At 58.0% G+C, this 15,766-nt stretch carries 14 protein-coding genes and 1 riboswitch; of the genes, 5 read left to right on the top strand and 9 right to left on the bottom strand.

Features of this window, described 5'->3' with window-relative positions:
- Positions 1-35 precede the first annotated feature (35 nt).
- The 5 genes from parE to nudF are packed head-to-tail and all read right to left on the bottom strand — an operon-like array spanning position 36 to position 4,444.
- Positions 36-1,928, bottom strand: a complete 1,893-nt coding sequence (gene parE / locus ACJ69_RS20520) for a DNA topoisomerase IV subunit B (protein WP_029740698.1) — start codon at positions 1,926-1,928, stop codon at positions 36-38.
- 28 nt (positions 1,929-1,956) lie between these two features.
- Entirely contained in the window at positions 1,957-2,538 is a 582-nt protein-coding gene (gene yqiA / locus ACJ69_RS20515) for an esterase YqiA (protein WP_008502976.1), read from the bottom strand.
- Positions 2,538-3,365, bottom strand: coding sequence for a 3',5'-cyclic-AMP phosphodiesterase (cpdA, locus tag ACJ69_RS20510; RefSeq protein WP_029740697.1), 828 nt, complete (start codon positions 3,363-3,365; stop codon positions 2,538-2,540). The genes yqiA and cpdA overlap by 1 nt, the downstream gene beginning before the upstream one ends.
- A gap of 27 nt (positions 3,366-3,392) precedes the next feature.
- Positions 3,393-3,815, bottom strand: coding sequence for a DUF1249 family protein (locus ACJ69_RS20505; RefSeq protein WP_003862516.1), 423 nt, complete (start codon positions 3,813-3,815; stop codon positions 3,393-3,395).
- A complete protein-coding gene (nudF, locus tag ACJ69_RS20500; RefSeq protein ID WP_008502974.1) occupies positions 3,812-4,444 on the bottom strand; it encodes an ADP-ribose diphosphatase in 633 nt (210 codons plus the stop codon). Before nudF ends, ACJ69_RS20505 begins: the two co-directional genes overlap by 4 nt.
- A 204-nt stretch (positions 4,445-4,648) precedes the next feature.
- On the opposite strand from nudF, the gene tolC reads away from it, so the two are divergent.
- The 3 genes from tolC to ACJ69_RS20485 all read left to right on the top strand — a co-directional run bounded on the left by tolC (position 4,649) and on the right by ACJ69_RS20485 (position 8,149).
- A complete protein-coding gene (tolC, locus tag ACJ69_RS20495) occupies positions 4,649-6,127 on the top strand; it encodes an outer membrane channel protein TolC (protein WP_029740696.1) in 1,479 nt (492 codons plus the stop codon).
- Between the two features lie 190 nt (positions 6,128-6,317).
- The gene (locus ACJ69_RS20490; protein ID WP_029740695.1) at positions 6,318-6,986 is read left to right on the top strand and encodes a DUF1190 family protein; all 669 of its coding nucleotides are present in this window, start codon (positions 6,318-6,320) and stop codon (positions 6,984-6,986) included.
- Positions 6,987-6,988: 2 nt separating this feature from the next.
- Positions 6,989-8,149: a glutathionylspermidine synthase family protein gene (locus ACJ69_RS20485; RefSeq protein WP_029740694.1), complete on the top strand. Its 1,161-nt coding sequence runs from the start codon at positions 6,989-6,991 to the stop codon at positions 8,147-8,149.
- Positions 8,150-8,241: 92 nt separating this feature from the next.
- Here the strand turns inward: ACJ69_RS20485 and ygiD are convergent, their stop codons facing one another.
- The gene (gene ygiD, locus ACJ69_RS20480; RefSeq protein ID WP_047646362.1) at positions 8,242-9,030 is read right to left on the bottom strand and encodes a 4,5-DOPA-extradiol-dioxygenase; all 789 of its coding nucleotides are present in this window, start codon (positions 9,028-9,030) and stop codon (positions 8,242-8,244) included.
- A 196-nt stretch (positions 9,031-9,226) separates the two neighbouring features.
- Here ygiD and zupT point away from each other — a divergent pair, with 196 nt between their 5' ends.
- Entirely contained in the window at positions 9,227-10,000 is a 774-nt protein-coding gene (zupT, locus tag ACJ69_RS20475; protein ID WP_059347645.1) for a zinc transporter ZupT, read from the top strand.
- Positions 10,001-10,031: 31 nt separating this feature from the next.
- On the opposite strand, the gene ribB is transcribed toward zupT, so the two are convergent.
- Entirely contained in the window at positions 10,032-10,685 is a 654-nt protein-coding gene (ribB, locus tag ACJ69_RS20470; RefSeq protein ID WP_023309208.1) for a 3,4-dihydroxy-2-butanone-4-phosphate synthase, read from the bottom strand.
- 106 nt (positions 10,686-10,791) lie between these two features.
- Positions 10,792-10,942: riboswitch (FMN riboswitch) on the bottom strand.
- Positions 10,943-11,061: 119 nt separating this feature from the next.
- Between ribB and ubiK the strand changes: the two genes are divergently transcribed.
- On the top strand, positions 11,062-11,358 hold the full coding sequence (ubiK, locus tag ACJ69_RS20465; protein WP_014071796.1) for a ubiquinone biosynthesis accessory factor UbiK: 297 nt from the start codon (positions 11,062-11,064) through the stop codon (positions 11,356-11,358).
- Between the two features lie 76 nt (positions 11,359-11,434).
- On the opposite strand, the gene hldE is transcribed toward ubiK, so the two are convergent.
- On the bottom strand, positions 11,435-12,865 hold the full coding sequence (gene hldE, locus ACJ69_RS20460) for a bifunctional D-glycero-beta-D-manno-heptose-7-phosphate kinase/D-glycero-beta-D-manno-heptose 1-phosphate adenylyltransferase HldE (RefSeq protein WP_029740691.1): 1,431 nt from the start codon (positions 12,863-12,865) through the stop codon (positions 11,435-11,437).
- A 40-nt stretch (positions 12,866-12,905) separates the two neighbouring features.
- Positions 12,906-15,761, bottom strand: coding sequence for a bifunctional [glutamate--ammonia ligase]-adenylyl-L-tyrosine phosphorylase/[glutamate--ammonia-ligase] adenylyltransferase (glnE, locus tag ACJ69_RS20455; protein ID WP_059347643.1), 2,856 nt, complete (start codon positions 15,759-15,761; stop codon positions 12,906-12,908).
- Between the last annotated feature and the right edge of the window lie 5 nt (positions 15,762-15,766).

The raw sequence follows: 15,766 nt of genomic DNA, 5'->3' as shown, positions 1-15,766 counted from the left end.
CCCTCTCCCTGTGGGAGAGGGTTAGGGTGAGGGCATCAGGCCTCGATATCCGCCATATCGCCTTTCTCCTGCAGCCAGTTACGTCGGTCTTCCGAACGTTTCTTGGCAAGGAGCATATCCATCATGGCGTTGGTTTGCTGTTCGTCTTCGTCGCTGATCGTCAGCTGCACCAGACGGCGCGTGTTCGGATCCAGCGTCGTTTCGCGAAGCTGCATCGGGTTCATCTCGCCCAGCCCTTTAAAGCGCTGCACGTTCGGTTTGCCCTTCTTGCGCTTCAGCTGTTCCAGCACGCCCGCTTTCTCTTCTTCCGTCAGCGCGTAGTAAACCTCTTTGCCGAGGTCGATACGGTACAGCGGCGGCAGCGCCACGTGGACGTGACCGTTTTTCACCAGCGTTTTGAAATGCTTCACGAACAGCGCGCACAGCAGCGTGGCGATGTGCAGACCGTCGGAGTCCGCATCCGCGAGGATACAGATCTTGCCGTAGCGCAGCTGGCTCAGATCGTCGCTGTCCGGATCGATGCCGATCGCGACCGAGATATCGTGCACTTCCTGCGAGGCCAGCACTTCATCAGAAGAGACCTCCCAGGTATTCAGGATCTTACCCTTGAGCGGCATGATCGCCTGATATTCACGATCGCGCGCCTGCTTGGCCGATCCGCCCGCCGAGTCCCCTTCCACGAGGAACAGCTCGGTACGGTTGAGATCCTGCGCGGTACAGTCCGCCAGCTTGCCCGGCAGCGCAGGGCCGCTGGTCAGCTTTTTACGCACCACCTTCTTCGCGGCGCGCAGACGACGCTGGGCGCTGGAAATGGCCATTTCGGCCAGCATCTCTGCCGCCTGAACGTTCTGGTTCAGCCACAGGGTAAACGCATCTTTCACCACGCCGGAGACGAACGCCGCGCACTGACGTGACGACAGGCGCTCTTTGGTCTGACCGGCAAACTGCGGATCCTGCATCTTCACGGAGAGCACGTAGGCGCAGCGATCCCAGATATCTTCCGCCGACAGCTTCACGCCGCGCGGCAGGATATTGCGGTATTCGCAGAACTCGCGCATCGCGTCCAGCAGCCCCTGACGCAGGCCGTTGACGTGGGTACCGCCAAGCATGGTTGGGATCAGGTTAACGTAGCTTTCGGTCAGCAGCTCGCCGCCTTCCGGTAGCCACAGCAGCGCCCAGTCCACGGCTTCGGTATCGCCGCTAAAGTTACCGACAAACGGTTTTTCCGGCAGCGTTGGCAGGCCGTTTACCGCTTCGCACAGGTAGTCGTTCAGACCGTCGGCGTAGCACCAGGTTTGTGCGGTATTGTTAACGTGATCGGTAAAGGTGATTTCCACGCCCGGACACAGCACCGCTTTGGCTTTTAGCAGGTGCGTCAGGCGAGAAACGGAAAAGCGCGGGCTGTCGAAGAAGCTTTCGTCAGGCCAGAAGTGGACGCTGGTGCCAGTATTGCGTTTACCGCACGTGCCGACAACCTGCAGATCCTGCACCTTATCGCCGTTTTCAAACGCGATGTTATAGACCTGGCCGTCGCGACGGACGTTCACTTCCACGCGTTTGGACAAGGCGTTCACGACGGAAATGCCCACGCCGTGCAGACCACCGGAGAACTGGTAGTTCTTGTTTGAGAACTTACCGCCCGCGTGCAGACGACAGAGGATCAGCTCAACGGCAGGCACGCCCTCTTCCGGGTGGATATCCACCGGCATGCCGCGCCCGTCGTCGATGACTTCCAGCGACTGATCGGCGTGCAGGATAACGTCGACGCGTTTGGCATGGCCCGCCAGCGCTTCGTCCACACTGTTATCAATAACTTCCTGGCCCAGATGGTTTGGGCGCGTCGTATCGGTGTACATCCCCGGGCGGCGGCGAACCGGCTCAAGCCCGGTGAGGACCTCAATGGCATCAGCGTTATAGGTTTGCGTCATGATTTAAACTAGCAATTCGCATTGATTGTCAGTGGCTGTGCAGTCCAAGAAAATCGACAATCTGGGTGAAATGATTCTCAAAGCCCGTGAAAGCATGGTTTCCGCCCTCTTCTATAGTCTGGCGGCAGGAGGCGTAATACGCCACTGCCTGGCGGTAATCCAGCACTTCATCACCCGTCTGTTGCAGCAGCCAGATGAGATCCGGCGCCTCAAGCGGGTCGACCTGCATAACTTTGAGATCGTAAATATGGCGTGACTCTAGCACATATTGCTGGCCGGTGTAGGGGTTCTCGTTTTCGCCAAGAAAGTCCCTCAGCAGCTCAAATGGCCGAACCGCCGGATTAACCACAACGGCGGGCAGCATGAAGCATTGTGAGAGCCAGGTAGCGTAATACCCGCCCAGGGATGAACCGACCACACCGAAGGTTTCGCCGCCGTGCGCAAGCACGATAGATTCCAGCATCTCCGCGGCCTCTGCCGGGTAAGGCGGCAGCTGCGGGATAATCATCTCAACGTCGGGGTGATGCTCGCTCAGCCACTGGCGAAACTGTGTCGCTTTTGCGGAGCGCGGCGAGCTGTTGAATCCGTGCAGGTAAAGGAGCGTAGACATCAATAGCCTTCTGAAGCGGTATCCGGGCGGAATTTTGCACCGGTCAAACGGCAGACTTCCGTAGTCAGCGTGCCGTCGGCATGCAGTTCCAGCCAGCGCCAGCCCGGCGCGATGGTGTCCAGGGTAAAGTTGGCGCAGTGCGGCTTAAACTGAACGCAGGTCGACGGTGTCGCCAGCATGCGGCGTCCGTTCCAGTCGAGATCCTGTTCCTGATGAATATGCCCACACAGCAGATTTTTCACCCGCGGGAACTTCGCCAGCACGCGATCCAGCGCCGCGGAGTTGCGCAGACTGTGCTGATCGAGCCAGCTGCAGCCCGCCGGCAGAGGATGATGATGAAGCAACAGCAGCGTGTGGCGTTCAGGTTCAGCAGCCAGTTTGGTCTCAAGCCAGTCGAGCTGAAACTCGCTTAACTCACCGTGCGGGACGCCAAATACCTGGCTGTCCAGCAGCAGGATCTGCCACTGTTCACCCGCAAAAACACATTTCGCCGGAGAAATCCCCGCATCCTGAAGAGAACTGAACATGGCAGGCTGGAAGTCATGGTTTCCCGGCAGCCAGACGCAAGGCACGCTAAAGCTCGCGATGCCTTCAGCAAAATGCTGGTAGGCCGCGGAGGACTGATCCTGCGCCAGATCGCCCGTTGCGACAATCAGATCGCATGCACGGTTTTCAGCGTGAATGGCGCTAAGCACCGCCTGATAACTCTCCCAGGTGTTTACTCCCAGTAGCGTCTCATGCTTTTCGGCAAAAAGGTGGGTATCGGTGATTTGTAATATCCTGACTGGCGCCCCACCAGCAACAGTCAGGTTCAACAGGCTTTCCAAATGGTGTCCTTAGGTAGGTTTATGACGCTAACAAACCGGAATCGCCATTGCTCCATGTGCTAAACAATATCTTAGCCAGTCGGCTAAAAACTGGTTAATTTGATGCTTTTCGTCGCGTTGATGCAACTTTTTATTCGGGTAATCATACCGCGCCTTGAAGCGAAAGATCTGCTGGCTTGAACACACTTCAGCGACCATCGCGTCGTGATAGAGGCGCACCGTCATCGACGGCAGGCTCCAGTAGCTAATGCTGGGTGCCGTTTGCTCAATCTCCACCAGCGTAGTGTAGCGCGTTGATTCTGTTATCGTTAACCGATACTGCGCGTTGCTCACCTGATAGCTTACCGTTTCGCCGGGTGCGTCGTTTCGCGGCAGCAGGCGGCGCAGCTGTGCGAAATTGGTTTCGCACAGGCGCATCATTTCTGGGAAGTCAGGCGTATAGCGCTTCATTTTTTCCACTCGTTTCGTAATGTCTGATAATGCAGCTGCAGCCATTGCAGGGCGATGACAGACGCTGCGTTGTCGATTTTCCCCTCTTCTACCCACTGATAAGCCTGTTCCCGGCTCACCACATGAACCCGAATATCTTCGTTTTCATCTGCCAGACCGTGGATCCCTTCCGCCGTCGTGGCGTCCACTTCGCCCACCATAATGGACAAGCGCTCGCTGGTACCGCCCGGGCTTGCCAGATAGCTCAGCACCGGCTTGGTGCGACCCACCACCAGTCCGGCCTCTTCCAGCGCCTCGCGCCGGGCGACGTCTTCAACCGTCTCACCTTCTTCGATCATCCCGGCTACCATCTCCAGCAGCCACGGGCTCTCACTGACGTCATAAGCGGCGATGCGGATCTGCTCCACCAGCACAACTTCGTCACGCACTGGGTCAAAGGGTAGCAAGACTGCCGCATGACCGCGCTCAAAAATTTCGCGTCTGATTTCGCCGCTCATTTCCCCGTTAAACAGGCGATGCCTGAAACGGTAAAGATCCATTGAAAAAAAACCGCTATAAAGCGTTTCTCGTGCAATAATTTCTACATCGTTTTTGGCGAATGTCACGGGCAACTTTTCTGGTTTTTGCATGAGTCGAGTCCTGGTAGCAATGGTGATGAAATTGTGAATTTCAAGGCTGTTTGGCTGCCGTTTGTAAGGCTATATGGTAGATTGGTGCAAATTACCGCCAGATGGCACGTTACGCCAACCTTTTGGTATGGAAGATTCTGTTAGAATCGGCAATTATTTTTTAATTAGATCAGCGCTAATACTGCTTCACAACAAGGAATGCAAATGAAGAAATTGCTCCCCATCCTTATCGGCCTGAGCCTGACGGGCTTCAGTGCAATGAGCCAGGCGGAAAACCTGTTACAGGTCTACCAGCAGGCACGTCTGGGCAACCCTGATTTACGTAAATCAGCGGCCGATCGTGATGCTGCGTTTGAAAAGATTAACGAAGCGCGTAGCCCCTTGCTGCCACAGTTAGGTTTAGGTGCAGATTATACCTACAGCAACGGTTTCCGCGACGCTAACGGCGTAAATTCCAATGCTACTAGCGCCTCACTGCAATTGACACAGACGCTGTTTGATATGTCCAAATGGCGCGCCCTGACCCTGCAGGAAAAGAGTGCGGGTATCCAGGATGTGACCTATCAGACCGACCAGCAGACGCTGATCCTGAACACCGCCACGGCGTACTTCAACGTGCTGAGCGCGATTGACGCACTCTCCTACACCGAAGCGCAGAAACAGGCGATTTACCGCCAGTTAGATCAAACCACCCAGCGCTTCAACGTGGGCCTGGTCGCGATCACCGACGTGCAGAACGCCCGTTCACAGTACGACACCGTGCTGGCTAACGAAGTGACCGCGCGTAACAACCTCGACAACGCGCTGGAATCCCTGCGTCAGGTCACCGGGAATTACTATCCTGAGCTGGCGTCGCTGAACGTGGACAGCTTTAAAACGGATAAACCGCAGGCCGTTAACGCCCTGCTGAAAGAGGCGGAAAACCGCAACCTGAGTTTGCTGCAGGCGCGTCTGAGCCAGGACCTGGCCCGCGAGCAAATTCGTCAGGCGCAGGACGGCCATCTGCCAACCCTGAGCCTGAGCGCGTCTACCGGCGTCTCTGATACGACCTACAGCGGCTCTAAAACCAATACGTCCCAGTATGACGACAGCAATATGGGTCAGAACAAAGTAGGGCTGAGCTTCTCCCTGCCGCTGTACCAGGGCGGTCAGGTCAACTCTCAGGTGAAACAGGCGCAGTACAACTTTGTTGGCGCGAGCGAGCAGCTGGAAAGCGCCCACCGCAACGTGGTGCAGACCGTGCGTTCCTCCTTCAACAACGTGAACGCCTCGATCAGCAGCATCAACGCCTATAAACAGGCCGTTGTGTCTGCGCAAAGCTCTCTGGATGCGATGGAAGCGGGCTACTCGGTCGGTACACGTACTATCGTTGACGTGCTCGACGCGACCACCACGCTGTACAACGCGAAACAGCAGCTCTCGAGCGCGCGTTACCAGTACCTGATTAACCAGCTGAACATCAAACAGGCTCTGGGTACGCTGAACGAGCAAGATCTGCAGATGCTGAACAGCGCGCTGGGCAAGCCGGTATCCACTTCACCGGACAGCGTTGCACCGGAGAACCCGGAGCAGGTTGCCGCGGTTGATAACTTCAACGCTAACAGCAACACCCCTGCGGCACAGCCGGCCGCCGCGCGTACCACCGCGCCTGCCAGCAAAGGCAATAATCCGTTCCGTAACTAAGAGTGTCATCAGGCCCACCGCGGCCTGATGCCCTCACCCCGCCCCTCTCCCACAGGGAGAGGGCGCATCTGAATCACATCCGAACGTAAGCCAACGTAAAGATCCCCCTGATTCCGCCCCTCTTCGCTTCATTTTCAACCACTCATCCTCTATCCTGAGCGTTATTACCACTGGGTCCTGGAAGACAAAGATGAAACGGACAAAATCTATAAATCACGCTTCGTTCCGCAAGAGCTGGAACGCGCGTCACCTCACCCCTGTTGCGCTGGCGGTCACGGCTGTCTTTATGCTGGCAGGCTGTGAGAAAAATGACGAAACGGTTTCGCTGTATCAAAACGCAGACGACTGCTCCGCCGCAACCGGCAAAGCCGCCGAATGTAAAACGGCTTATACGAGCGCGCTGAAAGAAGCGGAACGTACTGCACCGAAATATGCCTCACGCGAAGACTGCGTGGCGGAGTTTGGTGAAGGTCAGTGCCAGCAGGCACCGGCTCAGGCAGGCACCGCTCCTGAAAATCAGGCGCAGGCGCAGTCCAGCGGCAGCTTCTGGATGCCGCTGATGGCAGGCTACATGATGGGTCGCCTGATGGGCGGCGGTGCGGGCTACCAGCAGCAGCCGCTGTTTAGCTCGAAAAACCCGGCCAGCCCGGCTTACGGTCAATATACCGATGCCAGCGGCAAAGGCTACGGCGCAGCGACCCCAGGCCGCACAGTGAACGTTCCGAAAACGGCGATGGCGCCGAAGCCAGCGACCACCAGCACCATCACCCGCGGCGGGTTTGGTGAATCTGTGGCGAAGCAGACCAGCATGCAGCGCAGTGCGACCGGCACCTCCTCTACTCGCTCAATGGGCGGCTGATCATGGAACGAGTCAGTATCACCGAGCGCCCGGACTGGCGCGAAAAAGCCACCGAGTACGGTTTTAACTTCCACACCATGTACGGCGAGCCGTACTGGTGTGAAGACGCCTATTACAAGCTCACGCTGGCTCAGGTGGAAAAACTGGAAGAGGTGACGGCCGAGCTGCACCAGATGTGCCTGAAGGTCGTGGAAAAGGTCATCGACAGCGACGAGCTTATGGCAAAGTTCCGCATTCCGAAGCACACCTGGGGCTTTGTGCGCCAGTCGTGGAAAACGAATCAACCTTCGCTTTACTCTCGCCTCGATCTGGCGTGGGACGGCAAAGGTGAACCGAAGCTTCTGGAAAACAACGCCGATACGCCAACCTCTCTGTACGAAGCGGCGTTCTTCCAGTGGATCTGGCTGGAAGACCAGGCCAATGCCGGAAACCTGCCGGAAGGCAGCGACCAGTTTAACAGCCTGCAGGAAAAGCTGATTGAGCGTTTTGCCGAGCTGCGCGAACAGCATGGCTTTAACCTGCTCCATCTCGCCTGCTGCCGCGACACGGAAGAAGACCGTGGCACGGTTCAGTATCTGCAGGACTGCGCCGCCGAAGCGGAAGTGGCGACCGAGTTCCTCTATATCGAGGATATCGGCCTGGGTGAAAAAGGTCAGTTTACGGATATGCAGGACCAGGTGATCAGCAACCTGTTCAAGCTCTACCCGTGGGAATACATGCTGCGCGAGATGTTTTCCACCAAGCTGGAAGATGCTGGCGTGCGCTGGCTGGAGCCGGCCTGGAAGAGCATTATCTCTAACAAAGCCCTGCTGCCGATGCTCTGGGAGATGTTCCCGAACCACCCGAACCTGCTGCCAGCCTATTTTGCGGAAGATGATTACCCGCAAATGGAGAAATACGTCGTTAAGCCGATCTTCTCCCGCGAAGGCGCAAACGTCTCGATTATCGAAAACGGCAAGACGCTGGAAGCGGTTGAAGGGCCATACGGCGAAGAAGGGATGATCGTCCAGGAGTTCTATCAGCTGCCGAAGTTTGGCGACAGCTATACCCTGATTGGCAGCTGGCTCATCAACGATCAACCGGCCGGGATTGGCATTCGCGAAGATCGCGCGCTGATCACGCAGGATCTGTCACGGTTTTATCCGCACATTTTTGTCGAATAGGCCGCAGCCTGATGCCCTCACCCCGCCCCTTTCCCACAGGGAGAGGGTGCAAACACTAAAAACGGCAACCTGAGGTTGCCGTTTTGCTTTTATTATCCCACCTGCACCGACAGCATACTCAAACTCCCCATCTCGATACCGTCGACCGGGATCGTCACCGGTTCCTGACCATCCCACGCGCCAAGCACGTACAGCAGCGGCAGGAAGTGTTCCGGCGTCGGGTTAGAGAGTGAACCGCCTTCGTGATCCAGATAGTTCACCAGCGGATGCTCCTCAGCCGGGCCTTGCCAGGTCAGGTTGGCTTTGACGTAGTCGTTAAAAGAGGTTGCCCACGGGTACGGCGTGTTCTCACCGTGCCAGCGTGCGGTACGCAGGTTATGCACCACGTTGCCGCTCGCCACCAGCATGATGCCTTCATCGCGCAGGGTTGCCAGCTTACGCCCCATCTCCAGATGCCAGGCCGCCGGTTTAGTGCTGTCGATGCTCAACTGCACCATCGGGATATCCGCGTCAGGATACATTTTAATCAGCACGCCCCAGGAGCCATGGTCAAAGCCCCAGGCTTCTTTATCCAGCGTCACAGAGACGGGTGCCAGCAACTCTACCAGCTTTTGAGCCAGCTCAGGCGAGCCGGGGGCCGGATAATGCGTGTCGTACAGGGCCTGCGGGAAGCCGCCGAAATCATGAATAGTTTTTGGCGCTTCCATGGCGGTCACGCCTGTCCCACGGGTAAACCAGTGCGCAGATACCACCACGATCGCTTTCGGACGCGGCAACGTCTCGCCCAGATGACGCCAGGCGCGGGTATAGACGTTGTCTTCCAGAACGTTCATAGGGCTACCGTGGCCTAAAAACAGGGCTGGCATACGGGAAGAAGTCATGGTGATATCCTTACAGAAGGTGTCAATTTAATGGTGCTACATTACGCGCAATCCGGCAAAGATGAACGCAGATAAGCGTGAAGATCATCATCAGGAAATTTGAATGTAAGGAATGTGTAAAGCCAGGTTTTAACCCTCGCTTTGCCAGAAATGAATCATTTATATTAATGAGAATCATTATCATAAGGAGCAATGCATGTCAGTCCCCCTGATCCTGACCATATTGGCAGGTGCCGCGACATTCATCGGTGCGATCCTCGGCGTGCTCGGCCAAAAGCCCTCTAACCGCGTACTGGCCTTCTCACTGGGCTTTGCTGCCGGGATCATGCTGCTCATCTCCCTGATGGAGATGCTGCCTGCCGCGTTGGGCACAGAAGGCATGTCTCCGCTGCTGGGCTACGGCATGTTTGTCTTTGGCCTGCTGGGATACTTTGCCCTCGATCGGATGCTGCCGCACGCGCATCCGCAGGATTTAATGCAGAAAAACGTGACGCCCATGCCGCGCAATATCAAGCGTACCGCCGTGCTGTTAACGCTTGGCATCAGCCTGCACAACTTCCCGGAAGGGGTCGCTACCTACGTGACGGCCAGCAGCAATCTTGAGATGGGCTTTGGCATCGCGCTGGCGGTCGCCTTACACAATATTCCTGAAGGACTGGCCGTCGCCGGCCCCGTGTATGCCGCAACGGGATCGAAACGCACCGCGGTGTTCTGGGCGGGCATTTCCGGGATGGCCGAAATCCTTGGCGGCGTACTGGCCTGGCTGATCCTTGGTAGCCTGGTCTCTCCGGTAGTGATGGCAGAGATTATGGCCGCGGTAGCCGGGATCATGGTTGCGCTTTCGGTGGATGAACTGATGCCGCTGGCGAAGGAGATCGATCCTAACAACAACCCCAGCTATGGCGTGCTGTGCGGAATGTCGGTGATGGGATTAAGTCTGGTTCTCCTGCAGACCGCAGGAATCGGGTAAAAAACGCCGGGACTTCCCGGCGTTTTTATTATCAGCTGGCTTTGCGCTCGTGCGCCTGGCGATACTCAACCAGATCTTCAATCGTTACCACCGGCATGTTGTGCAGGCGGGCAAAGGTGATGCACTCCGGCGCGCGCGCCATGGTGCCGTCATCATTGGTCAGTTCGCACAGCACGCCAGCAGGTTTGAAGCCAGCCAGCGTCACCAGGTCGATCGTCGCTTCGGTGTGGCCGCCGCGGGTCAACACGCCGCCCGCCTGCGCACGCAGTGGGAAGACGTGGCCTGGACGGTGCAGATCGGATGGCTTCGCACCATCAGCAATTGCTGCACGTACGGTGGTCAGACGGTCAGCCGCAGACACACCGGTGGTCACACCATGCGCCGCTTCAATGGTCACGGTAAAACCGGTACCAAAGGCGCTGGTGTTGTTTTCGACCATCATCGGCAGATCGAGTTGCTTACGACGATCTTCATTAATACACAGGCATACGATGCCGCTGCCGTGACGGATGGTCAGCGCCATCTGTTCAACGGTCATGTTTTCGGCGGCGAAAATCATATCGCCTTCGTTTTCACGGTTTTCATCGTCAAGCACCATCACACCGCGGCCTTCGCGCAGTGCATCCAGTGCATGTTCAACACGTTGAGTTGAAGTGCCAAAAGAGGAAAGTAGCGTCTGATTCATGGTAAAAAAACCTCATTAACATTATGGTTACCAGAATCAGGGCAGTCTTAGGAGCGCCGTATAAGCGGCAAAAAGATAACGTGAGCGGGACCATGCCCGACTTGATCGTTACTCTCTCCCATCCGGACTCTAACCGTCGGCCCCGGAATTACACCGGATCTGCTGACCTTTGAGTATTCACCCAAAGCGCTCGCGGGCTTTCAGCGTCACGCTGATTTACCGCCGGTGGGGAATTTCGCCCCGCCCTGAGAATAAGCGAGATAACTATAACGCTATTGATTATCCTGGGCAATGCATAAGCATCAAACAATTTTGTTTACCCCGGGCATGACGCGCTACAATGGACACTAACACTTTTCCATCAAGGGAAACGCCAATGATTGACCCGAAAAAAATTGAGCAGATCGCGCGTCAGGTTCATGAATCTATGCCAAAAGGCATTCGTGAATTTGGTGATGACGTAGAAAAGAAAATCCGCCAGACGCTGCAGGCGCAGTTGGTTCGCCTTGATTTAGTCAGCCGCGAAGAGTTTGACGTGCAGACCCAGGTTCTGCTGCGCACCCGCGAGAAGCTGGCGCTGCTGGAACAGCGTCTGACCGAGCTGGAAAACCGAAATGCGCCGGAAGAAGTGAAGCCGGCACCGGCTATTCCACCGGTGGACGACCAGGAATAAGTGCGGCCTGATGCCCTCACCCCAGCCCTCTCCCACAGGGAGAGGGAGAAAAAAACGGGCCAACTGGCCCGTTTTTTTACTGACTGTCCTTCTGGATCTTCTTGATGATGTTGGTGGTTGAGCACCCGTCCTCAAAGTTGAGCACCATCACCTCGCCGCCGTTCGCCCAGACCTCTTCGCTACCCGCGATCTGCTCCGGCTTGTAATCCCCACCTTTAACCAGCAGGTCCGGCAGAATGCCGGCAATCAGACGCTGCGGGGTATCTTCTTCAAACGACACCACCCAGTCCACGGCTTCCAGCGCGCCGAGCACAATCATGCGCTGTTCGAGCGGGTTCACCGGGCGCGTTTCACCCTTCAGGCGCTTCGTCGACGCATCGCTATTAACCGCCACAATCAGGCGATCGCCCAGCTTGCGCGCATTCGCCAGATACGAAACGTGGCCCGCGTGCAGAATGTCGAACACGCCGTTGGTCATCACCACTTTTTCACCACGCTTACGCGCGGCGGCGACGGCCACCTTCAGCTCGTCTTCGGTCATAACGCCAAAACCGGTATCCGCACGACCGCGTACCGCGTTTTCCAGCTCGATTGGCGAAACGGTTGAGGTACCGAGCTTACCGACGACCACGCCCGCCGCGGCGTTAGCGAAGTAGCACGCCTCTTCCAGCGAGTTTCCTGCTGCCAGCGTCGCCGCCAGCACGCCGATCACCGTATCACCGGCACCGGTCACGTCGTACACTTCCTGCGCCTGGGTTGGCATATGCAGCGGCGCTTTGCCCGGCTGCAGCAGCGTCATCCCCTGCTCGGAGCGGGTGACGAGCAAAGCAGACAGCTCGAAATCAGCAATGATCTTCATGCCGCGCTCAACCAGCTCTTCCTCGGTTTTGCACTTGCCCGCCACCGCTTCAAACTCGGAGAGGTTTGGCGTCAGCAGGGTTGCGCCGCGATAGCGCTCAAAATCGGTCCCTTTCGGGTCGATCAGCACCGGGACGTTGGCTTTACGCGCCAGCTGAATCATCGTCTTCACGCTCGCCAGCGCGCCTTTGGCGTAGTCGGACAGCACCAGCGCGCCGATATTGCCCAGCGCCTGGTTGATACGCTCGTGCAGCGGCTCAGGATCAACGCCTTCGAACCCTTCTTCAAAGTCGAGGCGGATCAGCTGCTGGTTGCGCGACAGCACGCGCAGCTTGGTGATGGTCGGGTGGGTCGGAACAGAGACGAAGTCGCACTTCACGTTCACGTCCGCCAGCGACTTGCTCAGCGCGCGCGCCGCATCGTCAATGCCGGTCAGGCCCACCAGACGCGACTGCGCGCCCAGAGAGGCAATGTTCATCGCCACGTTTGCCGCGCCGCCGGGACGCTCTTCAATGGTGTCGACCTTAACCACCGGTACCGGTGCTTCCGGAGAGATGCGGCTGGTAGGCCCATACCAGTAGCGATCCAGCATCACATCCCCAACAACCATTACCCCAGCACGTTCAAACTCTGGCAGTGTTACTTTCATTCCTGACTCCAGAAAGATTCACAATTTGCGCGCGATAATATCACACTTGATTTGTTACGCACGGTTCCACCAGCCACTTCTGCCAGCTGGCCGTTACCTGAGCACGTTCATGAGCAAAACTGTCCAGCGCCACGTGCCCCGGTTCCTCCTGCAGCGCCAGGTGATGAAGCTCATCGCGAAGCGTCGTGTAGGCGCGGGTTAAAGCCTGCGCCTCCTGCTCGTCCATGATGTCATTTTGCGCCAGCAGCTCCAGAATGCGCACGTTATCGGACCAGCGCGTCAGCTTCGGCTTGTCGTGGGCGTGCAGCAGCACCAGATACTGGGTAATGAACTCAATATCGGTAATCCCGCCCTCGTCGGCTTTAATATCAAAGCGATCGCGATGTTTATTACCGAGATGCGCGCGCATTTTCTCGCGCATTTCGCGCACTTCCGTTTGCAGCGTGCTGCCATCACGCAAGGTGGTCATAACCTCCCTGCGGATGACGTCAAACTGCGTTTTGAGCTGCGGATCGCCGTACACCACGCGAGCGCGCACCAGCGCCTGATGCTCCCACGTCCAGGCTTCATTCTTCTGGTAATCGGCGAAGGATTCCGTTGAGGTCACCAGCATGCCCGCCGCGCCGGACGGACGCAGACGGGCATCCACTTCATACAAAATGCCCGACGAGGTGCGCGTGCTGAACAGGTGCATGATGCGCTGCGCCAGGCGCAGGTAGAACTGACGCCCGTCAATTTCACGCTCGCCGTCGGTCATCACGTCAACCGGGCAGTCGTGCAGGAAGATTAAATCCAGATCGGAGCTATAGCCCAGCTCCCAGCCGCCAAGCTTGCCGTACCCCACGACCGCGAATCCGCGTCCTTCACGTTCGGCCAGGTGTTTCGGCTGGCCGTAGCGCGCCACCATCTGCACCCACGCCTGATGGACCACCGCGTCAATGATTGCCTCTGCCAGCCAGGTTAAGTGATCGCTCACTTTCATCACCGGCAGCGTTCCGGCGATGTCCGCCGCCGCCACGCGCAGCATCTGCGCCTGCTTAAACTGACGCAGCGCCTCCAGCTGTTGCTCTTCATCCTCTTCCGGCACGCGCAGCAGATACTGACGCAGCTCGTCCCGGTAGGCATCCGTCGCCGTGGGCTGATACAGCGTGTTCGGGTCGAGCAGCTCATCCAGCAGCAGCGGGTAACGCGCGAGCTTGTTGGCCACCATCGGCGACGCGGCGCAGAGCGTAATCAGGTGCTTCAGCGCCCCAGGAAACTCGCTTAAAAGTTCCAGATAGGTGGTACGCGTGATGATCCCGCTCAGCAGCGGCATCATGCGCGACAGCGGCACCGGCGCGTCCGCCCGCGAGCAGACCTCGCTCAGCAGGTGCGGCATCAGGTGATCCAGCACCTGACGACCGCGCGGGCCGATGGCGCGTTTGTTCAGCTCAAGACGGAAATCAGCGATCAGCGCCACCACGCGATGGCGCGCGTCGTCGGTTAAGTGCGTCAGCACCGGCGTGGTGTCATCTTCCTGGAGCGCGTCCTGCCACAGCTCGCGCCAGTGCTCGGAAAGCGCATCGTCCGGTGATTCACTTTCGTCATCACCGATCAGCTCGTTAAAGATGCGGCGCACGCCTGCCATATGGGCATCCAGCCGTTCGGTTAACGCCGTCCAGTCGTCCACGCGCATGCCCCAGGCCAGGCGCGCCCGGTTAAGGTCATCGCCAGGCAGGGTCTGGGTCTGTTCGTCGTTGATGCTTTGCAGCAGGTTTTCCAGACGGCGCAGGAACAAATAGGCCTCGCGCAGGGTTTGCGCGTCGCCGTCCGGCAGCAGGTGCAGCTGCTCGATGACGCTCAGGGTCGGCAGCAGCGAGCGGGACTGCAGGGACGGCTCACGGCCACCGCGAATAAGCTGGAAGACCTGAACGATAAATTCGATTTCGCGGATGCCGCCCGCGCCGAGCTTGATGTTGTCCTTCAGACCACGACGGCGCACCTCACGGGCGATCATCCCTTTCATATTACGCAGGGACTGGATCACGCTGAAGTCGATATAGCGACGGAATACGAACGGGCGCAGCATGGCGCGCAGCTCGTTGGCGTAGGCGTCGTCGCTATCGCCCATGATCCGCGCTTTAACCATCGCATAGCGCTCCCAGTCGCGCCCCTGCTCCTGGTAGTAATCTTCCAGCGCGGCAAAGCTCAGCACCAGCGGGCCGCTGTCGCCAAACGGGCGCAGGCGCATGTCCACGCGGTAAACAAAACCGTCCTGCGTCGGCTGATCCAGCGCCTTAATCAGACGCTGGCCGAGGCGGGTAAAGAACTGGGCGTTGTCCAGCTCGCGACGGCCGCCGCGCGTGGAGCCGTTCTCGGGCCAGGCAAAAATCAGGTCAATGTCGGAGGAGAAGTTCAGCTCGCAGCCGCCCAGCTTGCCCATCCCCAGAATCAGCAGCGGCTGAGGAACCCCTTCCTCGCTGCACGGCGTGCCCCACTCTTTACAGCAGGCGGCGTAGAGCCAGTCGCGCGCGGCGACAATCAGCGTTTGCGCCAGCTCGCTTAGCTGCTGCAGCGTGCTCTCTTCGCTCACCAGCTCCAGCGCCTGAGCCCAGGCAATGCGCACCATCACCCGACGGCGGAACTGGCGCAGGACGCGCATCAGCGTCGCTTCATCCGCAACGTCTTCAAGCGCAGTCTGCAGCCAGCCGGCGTAATGCCGCCACTCGTCCGCCTGCGGCGGCGCGTTCTCAAGCTCTGCCAGCCAGTCCGGGTTGGCGCTGATACTTTCCTGCACAAAATCACTGAAGGCGAGCACGCTCTTCGCCTGCTCGCTTAACGATGACGCCGGTAATGACTCAGGCAGACGTTCGCAAACGGTCTGCCACTGCTGCTGTAACGGTGAAGAAAGCGGCATTATAG

This window comes from Enterobacter asburiae, assembly GCF_001521715.1.
In the GTDB taxonomy this organism is placed as follows: Bacteria; Pseudomonadota; Gammaproteobacteria; order Enterobacterales; family Enterobacteriaceae; genus Enterobacter; species Enterobacter asburiae.
This window is presented reverse-complemented; position numbering and strand designations above follow the sequence as displayed.